Source organism: Stenotrophomonas sp. 2YAF26 (assembly GCF_052114625.1).
Lineage (GTDB): Bacteria > Pseudomonadota > Gammaproteobacteria > Xanthomonadales > Xanthomonadaceae > Stenotrophomonas > Stenotrophomonas indicatrix.
In genome coordinates, this window is sequence record NZ_JBFRFC010000004.1 from 134282 (window position 1) to 147007 (window position 12726).

At 66.4% G+C, this 12726-nt stretch carries 12 protein-coding genes and 1 pseudogene; 7 read left to right on the forward strand and 6 right to left on the reverse strand.

The genetic code is table 11. From position 1 onward, the window contains the following. Nucleotides 1-22 precede the first annotated feature (22 nt). Complete coding sequence (gene ddlA, locus AB4Y98_RS06145; RefSeq protein WP_363734270.1) at nt 23-1120, reverse strand: D-alanine--D-alanine ligase; 1098 nt, start codon at nt 1118-1120, stop codon at nt 23-25. A 413-nt stretch (nt 1121-1533) separates the two neighbouring features. On the opposite strand from ddlA, the gene AB4Y98_RS06150 reads away from it, so the two are divergent. Both AB4Y98_RS06150 and ubiB read left to right on the forward strand, forming a co-directional pair. Beyond that, entirely contained in the window at nt 1534-2169 is a 636-nt protein-coding gene (locus AB4Y98_RS06150) for a ubiquinone biosynthesis accessory factor UbiJ (protein ID WP_025875838.1), read from the forward strand. Further along, nucleotides 2166-3821, forward strand: a complete 1656-nt coding sequence (ubiB, locus tag AB4Y98_RS06155) for a ubiquinone biosynthesis regulatory protein kinase UbiB (RefSeq protein WP_442243988.1) — start codon at nt 2166-2168, stop codon at nt 3819-3821. Before AB4Y98_RS06150 ends, ubiB begins: the two co-directional genes overlap by 4 nt. 50 nt (nt 3822-3871) lie before the next feature. Here the strand turns inward: ubiB and AB4Y98_RS06160 are convergent, their stop codons facing one another. Genes AB4Y98_RS06160 through AB4Y98_RS06175 form a run of 4 tightly spaced genes read right to left on the reverse strand, consistent with a single transcriptional unit; the run spans nt 3872 to nt 7005 of the window. Further along, on the reverse strand, nt 3872-4657 hold the full coding sequence (locus AB4Y98_RS06160) for a YaiO family outer membrane beta-barrel protein (RefSeq protein ID WP_312786675.1): 786 nt from the start codon (nt 4655-4657) through the stop codon (nt 3872-3874). 5 nt (nt 4658-4662) lie between these two features. After that, on the reverse strand, nt 4663-5244 hold the full coding sequence (locus AB4Y98_RS06165; protein ID WP_363734274.1) for an acetyltransferase: 582 nt from the start codon (nt 5242-5244) through the stop codon (nt 4663-4665). Nucleotides 5245-5254: 10 nt separating this feature from the next. Continuing rightward, nucleotides 5255-6394, reverse strand: coding sequence for a glycosyltransferase (locus AB4Y98_RS06170; protein ID WP_363734276.1), 1140 nt, complete (start codon nt 6392-6394; stop codon nt 5255-5257). Further along, nucleotides 6394-7005 carry a PIG-L deacetylase family protein gene (locus AB4Y98_RS06175; protein WP_442243989.1) on the reverse strand — a complete coding sequence of 204 codons (612 nt, stop codon included), beginning with the start codon at nt 7003-7005 and terminating at the stop codon, nt 6394-6396. Before AB4Y98_RS06175 ends, AB4Y98_RS06170 begins: the two co-directional genes overlap by 1 nt. A gap of 309 nt (nt 7006-7314) precedes the next feature. Here AB4Y98_RS06175 and AB4Y98_RS06180 point away from each other — a divergent pair, with 309 nt between their 5' ends. Together AB4Y98_RS06180 and AB4Y98_RS06185 are read left to right on the forward strand one after the other, a co-directional pair. Further along, complete coding sequence (locus tag AB4Y98_RS06180) at nt 7315-7896, forward strand: O-methyltransferase (protein WP_442244041.1); 582 nt, start codon at nt 7315-7317, stop codon at nt 7894-7896. A gap of 152 nt (nt 7897-8048) precedes the next feature. After that, the gene (locus AB4Y98_RS06185; protein WP_312108683.1) at nt 8049-8792 is read left to right on the forward strand and encodes a pseudouridine synthase; all 744 of its coding nucleotides are present in this window, start codon (nt 8049-8051) and stop codon (nt 8790-8792) included. 13 nt (nt 8793-8805) lie between these two features. On the opposite strand, the pseudogene AB4Y98_RS06190 reads toward AB4Y98_RS06185, so the two are convergent. Further along, nucleotides 8806-9198, reverse strand: a pseudogene (locus AB4Y98_RS06190) (DUF2059 domain-containing protein); the annotation flags it as partial. Between the two features lie 134 nt (nt 9199-9332). Between AB4Y98_RS06190 and arfB the strand changes: the two are divergent. The 3 genes from arfB to dcp all read left to right on the forward strand — a co-directional run bounded on the left by arfB (nt 9333) and on the right by dcp (nt 12639). Then, on the forward strand, nt 9333-9764 hold the full coding sequence (gene arfB, locus AB4Y98_RS06195; RefSeq protein WP_442243990.1) for an aminoacyl-tRNA hydrolase: 432 nt from the start codon (nt 9333-9335) through the stop codon (nt 9762-9764). 4 nt (nt 9765-9768) lie between these two features. Then, a complete protein-coding gene (locus tag AB4Y98_RS06200) occupies nt 9769-10371 on the forward strand; it encodes a lysophospholipid acyltransferase family protein (RefSeq protein WP_025875827.1) in 603 nt (200 codons plus the stop codon). Between the two features lie 111 nt (nt 10372-10482). Beyond that, entirely contained in the window at nt 10483-12639 is a 2157-nt protein-coding gene (gene dcp / locus AB4Y98_RS06205; protein ID WP_442243991.1) for a peptidyl-dipeptidase Dcp, read from the forward strand. Nucleotides 12640-12726: the final 87 nt, after the last annotated feature.

A 12726-nucleotide genomic window follows, 5' to 3' on the forward strand; every position in this document is an offset into this window, starting at 1 on the left:
GGCCGGCACTGCCGAAGCGCGGTCAGCGCACCGCGCTGTGCAATCGGCGATCGGCGTCGTGCCGCTCCATCGCCAGTTCGATCAGGCGCGTGATAAGCGCCGTGTAGCCCACGCCACTAGCGCCCCACAGCTTCGGATACATGCTGATGCGGGTGAAGCCGGGCAGCGTGTTGACCTCGTTGATGACGATCCGACCATCCGCGGTCAGGAACACATCCACGCGCGCCATGCCGGCGCATTCCAGTACCTGGTACGCCTGAAGCGCGATGTCCTGGATACGCGCCTGCGTCGCCGCGTCGATCGCGGCCGGCACCACCACTTCGGCGCCATCTTCGTTGATGTACTTGGTGTCGTAGGCGTAGAACTCGTCGTGCAGCACCACCTCGCCACAGATGCTGGCCTGCGGCCGCTCGTTGCCCAGCACCGCGCATTCGATCTCGCGGCCGACCACGGCCGATTCCACCAGAACCTTGTGGTCGTAGCGCAGCGCAGTCCGCAATGCCTCGGCGAAACCGTCGGCGTCCTTCACCTTGCTCACGCCCACCGATGAGCCCTGGTTGGCCGGCTTCACGAACAGCGGCAGGCCGAGTGCCGCGATCAGTGCATCGACATCGACCGCATCGGCTTCATGGCGGCGGATGCACACCCACGGCGCCACCTGCAGGCCGGCATCGCGCAGCAGGCGCTTGGTTACATCCTTGTCCATGGCCACCGCCGAACCCAGTACCGGCGAGCCGACGAAGGGCAGGTTGGCCATACGCAGCAGGCCCTGCAGCGCACCGTCCTCGCCCAGCGGACCATGCACGATCGGCAGCACCACATCGATCTGCCCCAGCGCGCTGCCCGCATCGGTCGGTTGCAGCTGGGCCTGCTCGGTGCCGGGCAGAACCGCCAGCGCGGTACCGGAAGGATGCAGGGCGATGCGCGCCGGATCCTCGGCATTGAGCAGGAAGGTGTCCGGCTGGCTCAGGTGCCACTGGCCCTGCTTGTCGATGCCGATCAGCACCGGTTCGAAGCGCTCGCGGTCGAGCGCGTCGAGAATGTTCTTCGCCGACTGCAGCGAAACTTCGTGTTCGGAAGACCTGCCACCGAAGATGATGCCAACCCGTGTCCGTGCCATGGAAATGCGATGTCCTGTGCGTTGCGTGGCTCCATAGCATGAACCTTCGTCGGCCTTCCGCGTGAGGCACAGATGAACCACAAATCCCTTCGCACGCGTCAATTGCGCATGCCCCTGATCTACCGTGTCGACCAAGGTCGACACCTACCAACCGACCGAGGTTGCCGGCCAGCGGCCGGCACTACCGCAAATGGCTACCGGAAACCTGTCGAAGGCGGGGCGGTGTGGGTTTGCGGGGTGTGAGCCGCATGGATGCGGCGACCAAGCCCCCAAGGACGGGTTCACGGCGGCCCCGCAAACCCACACCGCCCCGCCTCCCCACAGGACGTCGGCTTTTGATGTTGCCGTTGCGTCTGCGGGTGCCGGGCGGCAGCCCGGCCCAAGCCCCCCACCCACGCAGGTAGAATGCGCACATGGCTCTTTCCCTGCTCAAGTCCCTCAAGCCGGTCGCTGGCCGCGCTCTGCAGATCGCCCTGAACCGCGCGCTGGCGCTGGATCCGGATACCCGCCACGCACTGGCCAGCCTCGACGGTCGCCATATCGACCTGACCCTGGACGCGCCGCCGCTGGCAATGCGCATCAGCGTCGACGGCGACCAGTTGCGGGTTGGCCCGGTGGATGCGCAGGAAGCCGACCTGGCCGTGCGCAGCAGCCTGGCCGGCGTGCTGGCACAGCTGCCGCTGCTGGCGCGTGCCCGCCAGGGCGCTGACAACGGCAAGGGGCGCGTGCGCGTGGCCGGCGATGCCGAGCTGGCGCGCCGCCTGCAGCAGCTGGCCAAGGGCTTCGATCCGGACTGGCAGCAGCCGTTCGTCAGCGTGTTCGGCGACGTGCTGGGCGTGCAGGTGGCCAACACCCTGCGCAGCGCCCTGCAGCATGCCCGCCAGGGTGCGATCGACCTCGCCCATAGCGCCGCTGAATTCATCACCGAGGAATCGCGCGACGTGGTACCACGTGCCGAGCTGGATGCCTTCCACGATGACGTGGACGTGCTGCGCGACGATGTCGAGCGCCTCGGCGCACGCGTGCAGCGCCTGCGGGGTGCCGCATGAAGGCGCTGCTGCGGGCCAGCCGCATCGGCCGGGTGATCCTGCGTTATCGCCTCGACGACCTGCTGCAGGGCACCCCGGCCGAGCGCTGGCTGCGCCTGGCCAAGCCGTTCGTGCCGCGCGCATCGGCCGCCATCGCGGCACAGTCGCGGGGTGCACGCCTGCGCCTGGCGCTGCAGGACCTGGGGCCGATCTTCGTCAAGTTCGGGCAGATCCTGTCCACCCGTCGCGACCTGGTGCCGCCGGACGTGGCCAATGAACTGACCCTGCTGCAGGACCGGGTCAAGCCCTTCGACGGCGACGCGGCACGCCGCATCGTCGAGGAAGCGCTTGGCCTGCCGGTCAGCGAAGCCTTCGCCAGTTTCGATACAGAACCGCTGGCCTCGGCGTCGATCGCGCAGGTGCACGCGGCCACCTTGGCCGATGGCCGCCAGGTGGTGGTCAAGGTGCTGCGCCCGGGCATCGAAAAGCAGATCGACGCCGACATCGCCCTGCTCAACTCGCTGGCGACGCTGGTCGAGCGCACCCATCCGCGCGCCGACAAGATCCGCCCGCGCGAAGTGGTGGCCGAGGTGGAGAACACCCTGGCCGCCGAGCTGGACCTGCAGCGCGAAGGCGCCAATGCCAGCGTGCTGCGCCGTTTCTGGGAGAACTCCGACGACCTGTACGTACCGGAAGTGATCTGGAGCCATACCGCCGAGCGCGCGCTGACCTTGGAGCGCGTATGGGGCATTCCTTCCGACGACATCGCCGCGCTGGACAAGGCCGGCATCGACCGCAAGGCGCTGGCCGCCAAAGGCGTGCGGGTGTTCTACACCCAGGTGTTCCGCGACAACTTTTTCCATGCCGACGCGCACGCCGGCAACATCTGGGTCGACATCGATCCGATGCGCCGCGACAACCCGCGCTTCATCGCGCTGGACTTCGGCATCATGGGCCAGCTCTCGCAGGAAGATCAGTACTACCTGGCCGAGAATTTCATGGCCATCTTCAACCGCGACTACCGCCGCATCGCCGAACTGCACGTGCAGGCGCGCTGGATGCCTGACAACGTGCGCATCGATGATCTTGAAGCGGCTGTGCGTTCGGTATGCGAGCCGTACTTCACCCGCCCGCTGTCGCAGATCTCGCTGGCCGAGGTGCTGATGAAGCTGTTCCGCGTGGCCCAGCGCTATCAGTTGACGTTGCAGCCGCAGTTGATCCTGCTGCAGAAGACCCTGCTCAACATCGAAGGCGTCGGCCGCCAGCTCGATCCGCAGATCGACATCTGGGCCGTGGCCAAGCCGGTGCTGGCGAAAATCCTGCGCGAGCGCTACAGCCCGCGCCGCGTGGTGCGCGAGATCGGCAAGCGCCTGCCGGAAATCATGACCCATGCCCCAGACATGCCGCGCCTGGTGCACGCCTGGCTGACCCAGCAGGTGGAAGGTCGCCATGAACTGGCGATGCGCTCGCGCGATCTGGTTGCGCTCGATGCGAGCCTGCAGCGCCTGCAGAAGCATGCGGTCGGTGCGATCACCGGCGTCGGCCTGCTGGCGATCGCCGCGTTGATGTACGTGCTGCAGCCGCCGGGCTGGTACTGGGGCGACGTGCCGGCGTGGAGCTGGGTGTCCGGTGCGGTTGGAGCGTTCGCACTGGCGCGTGCGTGGTGGCGATGACCGCAGCCTGCTGAAGCAGCGACGACGGCGGACCGTCGTCGCCGATGGGCTTACCAGCGGTAGCCCAGGCCCACCTGCGAATGCAGGCTCTGGAAACGATCCAGGCGCGTCTTGTGCCAGGTCTTGCCCAGCCCGACGTCGAGTACCAGGTGCTCTCCCAGCGGCTGGCTGCGGCGCAGGAACACGCGCCGGGCATCGTGCTCGCGCAGCAACAGCGGATCGGCCTCGGCGCTGTAGCCGGAGGTACCGCTGCCCAGCCACAGTTGGGTCGAGCCACGCCCCTGGGCATCTTTCAGCCGTAGCGACACGGTGGTGCCGTACCCGTCGGGGCCGTTGGACTGGCGATGGCGCTCATGCTTGATCGAGGCCATCACCCGCGGAAAGTAGTGCGAAGCACCCACCGACCAGCCGCTCACGTAGCCGCTGCCGTGGTACTCGGCGTACTTGCCGCCCACGCTCAGCACGGTCTGTCCGGCCACCTTCCACAGCATGTCCTGGTTGATCTGGCGGTTGACGAAGACCGGATCGTCGTTGGACGCAATCACCGACGTACGCGTGGCGACGGTGGCTGACCAGTCGTGATGCAACGAACCCTGCACCCGGTTTCCGCTGTAGCGCGAAGTGCCGTAATCGCGCTCGCCGTGGGCCAGGCCCAGGTGCCAGCGGCTGGCGCCGGTGCGACCTGCCACATCCATTGTCTGCACGTCGCGCTTGCCGAAGCCTTCGTTGTAATCGGTGTGGTCCAGCTGCAGGGAAACACGGTCGACGCCGGCATGGGCGCTGGCGGCGGCCAGCAGCAGGGCGCACGGCAGTACGCCACGATTGATGAATCGCATGGTGATTACTCCAGGGGTTGGGAATGCAGGTGTTGCAGCAGGCGATAGCGGCCTGCGGGCAGGTTCCGTTCCACGGTGATCCGCGGACCGAACTGGCTGCCCGGTGCGACGATGCGACCGGGCAGGATGATCACGCCGACGCCCAGCGCCGCGCCTTCGCCAATCCATGCGCCGAGCTTGTCGCGCTGGCTGTCGACGATCTGGCCATCGACATGCACGGCGATCGACGCGCCGTCGAGGCGGTGATTGCTTGTGCGTACGAGAGCGCCAAGATATGCGTCGTCGTCGATGCGGCTGTCACCGATGAAGCACTGCGGACCGATGCTGACCCGCTGGCCGACCACGGCGTTCTTGAGTTCGCTGGCAAAGCCGATGCGGGTGCCATCGCCGATACGCAGCGGACCACGCAGCAGCGCATGATTGCCGATCAGACAGTCGCGTCCGATCAACACCGGACCCTGGATGTGGGCGCCGTGGCAGATGCGGCTGCCGACGCCGACACTCACCGCGCCGCGTACCGTGGCTTGTGGCGATATGTCCGCGCATGGATCGAGGTGGGGCTGTAGCAATGCCAGTTCGCTGGCCATTGCTTCCAGTTCACTCCACCACATGCGGATACCTCGTTGGCTTGTCGCGTGCGGGCTCGCGGCCGGTGAACAGCCCCTTCAGTCCGTGGATCAGCCAGACCGCATAGGCCAGCAGCACATACAGCACGGAGAACGCTGCCGCCGGTACCAGCCATGGACGCCGGTGGTGCACGGCACTGACCACACCCAATGCCATCACGATGCCGATCCAGACCAGCGGCACCATCGCCACTACCAGGCCAGCGGGGCCATGCACCGTAGCGGCGCCAAATCCCACCTGCAGCCCAGCGGCGATCCCCGCCAGCGCCAGCAGGATCATCGGCAGGATGCTGAAGAGCCCGAAGCGGGTCAGCAGCAACCGCCGATGCAGGCGCATGCATACGGCGTAGCCGACGATCCAGCGCCGCCAGCGTCGCCATTCCTCCACCAACGTGCTGCATTCCTGCGGGTACACCACGCAGCGGATGCTCTGCCGCACCCGGTAGCCCTGGGCCACCAGCGACCAGGACATGTCCAGGTCTTCGACCCGGGTGCGGTCGGAAAAACCTACCTTGCGCAGCACGCTGGTGCGGAACAGCCCGCAGGAGCCGGAGACAATGAACGGCGCTCCGCCGAGCCACTGCTGGAAGCTGCGCTTGATGACGATCATCGGCAGCTTCAGGCTGGCCCGCACGTGCGGAAGAAAGCCGGCGCCCTGCAGGCAGGACGATGGCACACCACCCACTGCGTCGGCACCCCGTTCGATTTCCGCCAGCAGGTGGCCCAGGCCGGTACTGCGCGGATCGATGCGGGTGTCAGCATCGGTCAGGAACACCTGGGCGGTGGTCACATGCTGCAGCCCGTGCATCAACGCGCCGCCCTTGCCCGTGTTGGACTGGTGCACGGCGAGCAGTCGCCCCGGCCATTGCAGCTGCAGTGCGTCCAACACCTGCGCGGTGGAATCGGTGGAGCCATCGTTCACGCAGATCACCCGCGCGATGTACGGATTCTGCAGCAGATCGGTGAGCGAACGCTGCAGGCATGGTGCTTCGTTGTAGGCAGGCACGATCGCATCGATGCTGCGCAGCTGCCCGCTGGGCCTGCGCGTTGCGTGGACCAGCAGGCGCACGACGATGAAGGCGCACATCGCCAGGAACAGCAGGGTCTTCATCACAGCACCAGCCGATGGGGCAGGAAGCCCTCGCTGGGGCCGATGCCCACCTGCTGGCCGCGGAACTGGGCATGGCAGCGCAGGTGGCTTTCCTGCATGTAATGGCGATCGCCCTGGCTGGCGTGTTCGCGTAGTGCGCGGATCTTCAGCTCCAACTGCACGCTGATGTCTTCAAACACCTGCGGTGCGAACTGCGGCAGCGTGCTTGGGCTTTCGTAGCACAGGATCTGCGGGACGCTGCGACAGGCGACGATCGAGGCTTCATGGACGGTGCGATGATCCTGGTGATGGTCTTCACCACACATCGTGTAGACGCGTTGCGGTTGGATGGCTTCGCACGCCTGTTCCAGGGCGCTGATGATGGCGTTGCGGCAGGACGGGAAACAGGTATCCGGAAAATCATGCTGCAGCACCTGCCAGGCGCCGAGTCGCCGCAGCGCGCGATGCGACTCGTCGCTGCGATCAGCGCCATCGTGACAACCGCGTCCACCCCGGCTGAGTACCAGGGCATGGATGCGGGCGCCGGCGAAGGCGAGCTTGGCCAAGCTGCCGCCACAGCCCAGTTCGATGTCATCAGGGTGGGCGCCGATTGCCAGGATGTCGTGGGCCATGGCCATGTCCTTGCGGGAATCCAGGGGAAATGCGGCAGATGCGTTGAATGCACTGCAGCGGGCGCGGACTATCGCAATGGCCCGGTGAAACAGGGACTAAGAAAATTACGAAAATGTGTCGACGCTCCCCCCAGGCTTTGCTGCGCAACGAGAAGGACAGGTGCAGCGTCCGCCACCGACTGTTGACGGTGGAGTCCATAGGAGGTGGATGACGTCAATGCGCGGATACGGACACGCGCTGTGGAAGCAGCGAGAATGGTGCTGGCGCATCGCCATCCGGCGATTGCCCGTACCGCGGAGATCGAGCCGATGGACCTGGCTGCACTGAAGGATGAACTGGCCCGCTTCGGCACCAGCAACGATGCGCGCGAAACCGAGCGCGACCGCCGCATGCTCAACATCACCGCCGACACCGGTGAACTGCTGTCGGTGCTGGTGCGTTTCGGCAACGCACGGCGCGTGCTGGAGATCGGCACGTCCAACGGCTATTCCACGTTGTGGCTGGCCGAGGCCGCCGCTGCCATCGACGGCCACGTAACCACGCTGGAGTTCGCCGCCGACAAGGTGGCGATGGCCCGCACGAATTTCGCCCGCAGTGGATTGGGCGAGCGCATCAACCTGGTCCACGGTGATGCCGGGCAGTGGCTGGCGCAGGCCGACGAGGGCTGCATCGACCTGCTGTTCCTGGATTCGAATCGCGGGCAGTACGCGGGCTGGTGGCCGCAACTGCGTCGGGTACTGCGCCCCGGCGGCCTGCTGGTGGTCGACAACGCCACCTCGCATGCCGGTGAGATGGCGCCGCTGCGCGCCCTGCTGGCCGCCGACGCGGCGTTCACCACCAGCCTGGTGCCGGTGGGCAATGGCGAACTGCTGGCGCTGCGCAACACCTGACCGGGCGTCACCCCGGTAGCACGGGTCGCTGGCCTGGTGCGGTAGTGCCGGCCGCTGGCCGGCAACCGCAGTCATCGGGCGACCTCGACGTCGACGTTGCCGGCCAGCAGCCGGCACTACCCTATTCAGCGTGTCATCCGGATAATCGCGCGGTGAGCACCGAACCTGACACCCTCGCCGCGGTCGAGATTGAAACCGCGCCCCTGCAGCTGCTGCACCTGGATGAACGGCTGGCCGTGGTCAACAAGCCGGCCGGGCTGATGGTCCATGACAGCAAGCTGGCCCGTGGCGAAGATGATTTCCTCGCCGATCGCCTGCGCGAGCAGCTGGGCCGGCCGATCTTCCTGGTCCACCGCCTGGATCGCGCCACCAGCGGCTGCCTGTTGCTGGCCTTCGACCGTGATACGGCCAGTGCGCTGGGCAAGTCGCTGATGGGCGGGGAGGTAAGCAAGGATTACCTGGCCGTCTGCCGTGGCTGGCCGGCCGAGGAGGCGTGGCAGGTCGACCACGACCTGGACGGCGGTCCCGGCAAGCCGGTGAAGAAGCCGGCGGTCACCGACTTCCAGCGCTTGGCTACCGGCGAACTGTCGGTACCGGTGGGCGAGTTCACCAGCTCGCGCTATGCGCTGCTGCGCTGCCAGCCGCTGACCGGGCGCTTCCGGCAGATCCGCCGGCATCTGAAGCACCTGTCACATCACCTGATCGGCGATACCAGCCATGGTGATGGCCGGCACAACCGCAACTTCCGCATGCAGGGTGTGCACCGCATGCTGCTGCACGCCGAGCGGTTGCGCTTCCCGCATCCGGATGGCGGCACGCTGGACGTGCGCGCCCCGGTCGACGGTGAATTCCAGAAGGCGCTGGACCTGTTCGGTTGGCAGGTCGTCGACGCCTGAGGGTGGTGCCGGGGCTCTGGCCGGCCGGGCTCTCGTAGAACTCGGCCATGGCCAGCACGTCTTCCTTGCTGAAGGTCTTCTTGTACAGGTCCACGTACATCGGCCGCAGCTGCTGCCACGACAGTGCCTGGCGCAGGGTCTGGCTGGTACGGGCCTGGATGCGCTGCAGCTGTTCCTGCTGCTGGGCGTTGAGCTTGCGCTGTGCGGCGACCTGCTGGAACTGCTGCTGCTGCATCGCTTCGATCTGCGGCAGCATGGTGTCGATCATGCTCTGCGCACGCGAGGCCGACAGCAGGCGGTTGATGTCGCCATCGGTGGGGGCTGCGGCCAGCACCGGTGCGCTTGCTGCGGCCAGCACCAGCAGCAGGGCCGCGCGGCGCAACAGGGAGGGAACGAAGCGGATCATGCGGAGCGTCCTGCAGTACACGGGATGGCAAGCATACCCCCGGCAAAGGCGAAGGCGGCGTGTTCGGTGCCTGATCGGCGGCATACGGGGCGTGATGGCAGCCACGGCAACGCGGCTGCCGCTACAATGCGCGGATGGGCAGTGGACCGGTCATCATCAGCGCGCAGCTTGAAATCCCCGACGGCGAGATCGTCGAGCGTTTCGTGCGTGCCAGTGGTGCCGGCGGCCAGAACGTCAACAAGGTCTCCACCGCGGTGGAACTGCGTTTCGACGTGGCCGGTTCGCCCTCGTTGCCCGAGCCGCTGCGCGAGCGCCTGTTGGCGCGGCGCGACCGGCGCATGACCGGCGAAGGCGTGCTGGTCATCGACGCGCAACGTTTCCGCACCCAGGATCGCAATCGCGAGGATGCGCGCGAGCGGCTGGCGGCCTTCATCCAGGCCGGGCTGAGCGTGCCCAAACCACGCAAGGCCACCAAGCCGACCTTAGGGTCGAAACTGCGTCGTCTGGACGCCAAACGCGGGCGCGCGCAGATCAAGCGCGGGCGCTCATCACGTGACTGGGAGTGATTGCTTGAACAACCCGACGCCGTTGCTGCCGGCCATTCCGCCGAACATGCCGCAGGTCAAGCCCAACCGTTTCCTGCGCTGGCTGGCGCGCTGCACGCTGCGCATGGGCGGCTGGAAAGTGACCGGTACGCTGCCGAACGTCCCCAGGCTGGTCTTCATCATCGCTCCGCATTCGTCCAACTGGGACGGGCTGTGGGGCATGGCCGCCAAGATCGCACTGGGCATGAAAGTGAAGGTGCTGGGCAAGGCCTCGCTGTTCTGGTGGCCACTGGGCCCGCTGCTGCACAAGCTGGGCGTGATCCCGCTGGATCGCAGCTCGCCGCAGGGCACTGTCGGCCAGGCCGTGGACCTGCTGCGCAACAACGAGAAGATGTGGTTCGCCATCACCCCCGAGGGCACCCGCAAGGCCGTGAAGGACTGGAAGGCCGGCTTCCTGAAGATTGCGCGGATGGCCGACGTGCCGATTCTGGCCGCGTATTTCCACTACCCGGAAAAGACCATCGGCATCGGCCCGCTGTTCACGCCGACCGGCGATGATGCCGCAGACATGGCGACCATCCGCGAGTTCTACCGGCCCTGGATCGGCAAGACCCGCGGCACGGTCTGAGCCAGCCGCTGCCGGCAGCGTAGACGCCACGTCCGGCACATGCCGGGCGCCCGTGACAGGAGTAGGGTGGACGGCTGCCATCCCGTACCGTCTGCCCAAGGAGCGTTTTACATGTCGCGTACCGTAGTCCTGGCCGCCGCCATCAGCCTGGCGCTGGCGGCCTGTTCCGGCAAGGAGTCCACCCCCGTGTCCGAAGCCCAGAATGCACCGGCCCAGCAGCCGGCCGAAGCCTCCACCAACCCGCTGCTGGCCGCCAGCAGCCTGCCGTTCCAGGCACCGCCGTTCGACAAGATCAAGGACAGCGATTACCTGCCGGCCTTCGAAGAAGGCATGCGCCTGCATCTGGCCGACGTGCGCAAGATCGCGGACAGCGCCGAGCCGGCCACCTTCGACAACACCATCGTGGCGATGGAGCGCAGCGGCGAGACCCTGACCCGCGTGGCGCGCATCTTCTTCGGCCTGGTCCAGGCCGATACCAACGATGCCCGCCAGAAGATCCAGGAAGAAGTGGCGCCGAAGCTGGCCGCGCACCAGGACGAGATCAACCTCGATCCGAAGCTGTTCGCCCGCGTGAAGTCGCTGTACGACCAGCGCGAGACGCTGGGCCTGGATCCGGTGCAGAAGCGCCTGGTCGAGCATTACTACGATGGCCTGGTGCGCTCGGGCGCACAGCTGTCCGACGCCGACAAGGCAAGCCTGCGCAAGCTCAACGTGGAAGAAACCACGCTGTCCACCCAGTTCCACACCCGTCTGGTGGCTGCAACCGCCGCTGCTGCGGTCGTGGTGGACGACAAGGCCAAGCTGGCTGGCCTGGACGAGGGCGCGGTCAACAATGCCGCCGCCGCCGCCAAGGACCGCAAGCTGGATGGCAAGTTCCTGCTGCCGCTGCAGAACACCACCCAGCAGCCGGTGCTCGGTTCGCTGACCGACCGCGACCAGCGCGCCGCCGTGCTGAAGGCTTCGGAAACCCGTGCCGAGCGTGGCGATGCCAACGATACCCGGCAGACCGTGCAGCGCCTGGCCCAGCTGCGTGCGCAGAAGGCCAAGCTGCTCGGCTTCGACACCTTCGCCGACTACCAGCTGGGCGACCAGATGGCCAAGACCCCGGCGGCCGCACTGAAGCTGCTGACCGACACCGTGCCTGCCGCCACCGCCAAGGCGCGTGCCGAAGCCGGTGAGATCCAGAAGGTGATCGACGCCCAGAAGGGTGGTTTCCAGGTGGCCGCCTCGGATTGGGATTTCTACGCCGAGCAGGTGCGCAAGGCCAAGTACGATCTGGACGAGTCGCAGATCAAGCCGTACTTCGAGCTGGACAACGTGCTGCAGAACGGCGTCTTCTACGCCGCCACTCAGCTGTACGGCATCACCTTCAAGCCGCGCACCGACATTCCGACCTACAACCCGGACATGAAGGTGTACGAAGTGTTCGACAAGGACGGCACCTCGCTGGCCCTGTTCTACACCGACTACTTCAAGCGTGACAGCAAGTCCGGTGGCGCCTGGATGGACGTGTTCGTCGAACAGGACGGCCTGACCGGTGCCAAGCCGGTGGTCTACAACGTCTGCAACTTCACCAAGCCGGCCGCTGGCCAGCCTGCGCTGATCAGCTTCGACGACGTCACCACGATGTTCCATGAGTTCGGCCATGCACTGCACGGCATGTTCTCGAACGTGAAGTACCCGTCGATCGCCGGCACCGCCACCTCGCGCGACTTCGTCGAGTTCCCGTCGCAGTTCAACGAACACTGGGCGCTGGACCCGAAGGTGTTCGCCAACTACGCCAAGCACTACAAGACCGGCGAAGCGATGCCGCAGGAACTGGTCGACAAGATCCTCAAGGCACGCAGCTTCAATCAGGGCTATGCGACCACCGAGTACCTGTCGGCCGCACTGCTCGACCTGGCCTGGCACACGCAGAAGGCCGATGCCCCGCTGCAGGATGTCGGCGCCTTCGAAGCCAGCGCGCTGAAGAAGTTCAAGGTCGACCTGCCGCAGGTGCCGCCGCGTTACCGCACCACCTACTTCGACCACATCTGGGGTGGCGGTTACTCGGCCGGCTACTACGCCTACTTCTGGGCGGAAGTGCTGGACCATGACGCCTACCAGTGGTTCACCGAACACGGTGGCCTGACCGCCGCCAACGGCCAGGAATTCCGCGACAAGATCCTCTCGCGCGGCAACAGCGTGGAGCTGTCGACCCTGTACCGCGATTTCCGCGGCAAGGACCCGTCGGTGGAGCCGCTGCTGAAGTTCCGCGGCCTGAAGTAAGCGCGGCCTGAAGTACGAAAGAAAAAACGGCGGGGGCAACCCCGCCGTTTTTCGTTGTGCTGCTCATCCACGCATGGCGTGGATCCA

What these genes read in the sequence shown, in the direction of transcription:
- ddlA (WP_363734270.1), bottom strand. Translation starts at nt 1,120, where the DNA reads ATGGCACGGACACGGGTTGGCATCATCTTCGGTGGCAGGTCTTCCGAA.
- AB4Y98_RS06165 (WP_363734274.1), bottom strand. Translation starts at nt 5,244, where the DNA reads ATGGCCAGCGAACTGGCATTGCTACAGCCCCACCTCGATCCATGCGCG.
- ubiB (WP_442243988.1), top strand. Translation starts at nt 2,166, where the DNA reads ATGAAGGCGCTGCTGCGGGCCAGCCGCATCGGCCGGGTGATCCTGCGT.
- AB4Y98_RS06175 (WP_442243989.1), bottom strand. Translation starts at nt 7,005, where the DNA reads ATGGCCCACGACATCCTGGCAATCGGCGCCCACCCTGATGACATCGAA.
- dcp (WP_442243991.1), top strand. Translation starts at nt 10,483, where the DNA reads ATGTCGCGTACCGTAGTCCTGGCCGCCGCCATCAGCCTGGCGCTGGCG.
- AB4Y98_RS06170 (WP_363734276.1), bottom strand. Translation starts at nt 6,394, where the DNA reads ATGAAGACCCTGCTGTTCCTGGCGATGTGCGCCTTCATCGTCGTGCGC.
- AB4Y98_RS06180 (WP_442244041.1), top strand. Translation starts at nt 7,315, where the DNA reads ATGGACCTGGCTGCACTGAAGGATGAACTGGCCCGCTTCGGCACCAGC.
- AB4Y98_RS06160 (WP_312786675.1), bottom strand. Translation starts at nt 4,657, where the DNA reads ATGCGATTCATCAATCGTGGCGTACTGCCGTGCGCCCTGCTGCTGGCC.
- arfB (WP_442243990.1), top strand. Translation starts at nt 9,333, where the DNA reads ATGGGCAGTGGACCGGTCATCATCAGCGCGCAGCTTGAAATCCCCGAC.
- AB4Y98_RS06150 (WP_025875838.1), top strand. Translation starts at nt 1,534, where the DNA reads ATGGCTCTTTCCCTGCTCAAGTCCCTCAAGCCGGTCGCTGGCCGCGCT.